2 protein-coding genes are annotated in these 1,088 nt (G+C 54.6%); both read right to left on the bottom strand.

The window, feature by feature from the left end:
• On the bottom strand, positions 1 to 365 hold a 365-nt coding region (locus ACR0CG_RS23970), incomplete at its 3' end, for an IS3 family transposase (RefSeq protein WP_480528008.1).
• A gap of 98 nt (positions 366 to 463) precedes the next feature.
• Positions 464 to 751, bottom strand: a complete 288-nt coding sequence (locus ACR0CG_RS23965) for a transposase (protein ID WP_170703282.1) — start codon at positions 749 to 751, stop codon at positions 464 to 466.
• Between the last annotated feature and the right edge of the window lie 337 nt (positions 752 to 1,088).

The following is a 1,088-nucleotide window of genomic DNA, read 5'->3' as shown; positions in this document are numbered from 1 at the left end:
CGAACTTCCACTGCGAGCGCCTGGCGGGTGTATTCATCCAAAACCGTGAGCATCTTGTAGCTCCGCCCATTGCTCAGCTTGTCGTGAACGAAATCGACGCTCCAGACATGGTTAGGATGCGTCGGTCGGAGTCGAATGATCGAGCTGTCCTTGTGGTACAGGCGACGCTTCTTCTTGTGCCGCTGCGGGAGTTGCAGACCTTCCTCCCGCCACAGCCGTTCTACCTTCTTGTGATTGACACGCCAGCCCTCGACCCGAAGTAGCTGCGCCACCTTACGGTAGCCATACCGGCCATAGCTCTTGGCCAGACGGATCATGGCCAGTCGAAGAGCATCATCGTTCTTCTCTACGGCCTGGTATTGCATGGAGCTGCGTGCAAGGCCGACCACCTTGCAGGTGCGACGCTCTGATGTGCCGAGCTTCTGGCGAGCATGAATGACGGCCTGACGAAGTTGGCTCGTCGTCAGGCCCTCGGTTTTAGGTAGTTCAGACTTTCTTTGAGGATCAGCTTGTCCAGTTCCAGTTCGGCCACGATCTTCTTCAGCCGGGTATTTTCTTTCTCCAGGCTGCGCAACTCCGACAGTTGCGACTTGCCCATGCCACCGAACCGACGCCGCCAATTGTAGTAGGTCGCATCGCTGACACCGACACCACGACAGGCTGTCCGAACATCGTCGCCATCTGCCAGCTTCAGTTCAATCTCACGCAGCAGCTTCAGAATATCTTCGTCCGAGTATCGCTTCCGAGCCATCCCTTGTTCCCCCTTCTCGGCCAAAGTAGTGGCCCAAGTTTAGGGGGCAAAGACAAGGGCATCAGCGTCTGTCTGAGCGTTAGCTTCAATATCTCTAGTCCTGTTCGCATTATTCGCGCTGACGGCTGGATTGCGATGCAATAGAGGTTTTCAAGGGCTTTAGTCGCAAACTCAAAGGTTTGTATTGAAAGTGTCGATACCTTCTGCATCAAATGGGCAAGTCCAAGGCGTTCAAGCGACAAAAACCTCTGCCCGTTTCCGCACCCAAAAAACTGTGCACCCCAACGGGCACAAACGTTTCGATTGCAACTTAGAGCGACGTAATCGCACTGATTAC

Source organism: Ruegeria sp. AB8 (genome assembly GCF_056542605.1).
This window is presented reverse-complemented; position numbering and strand designations above follow the sequence as displayed.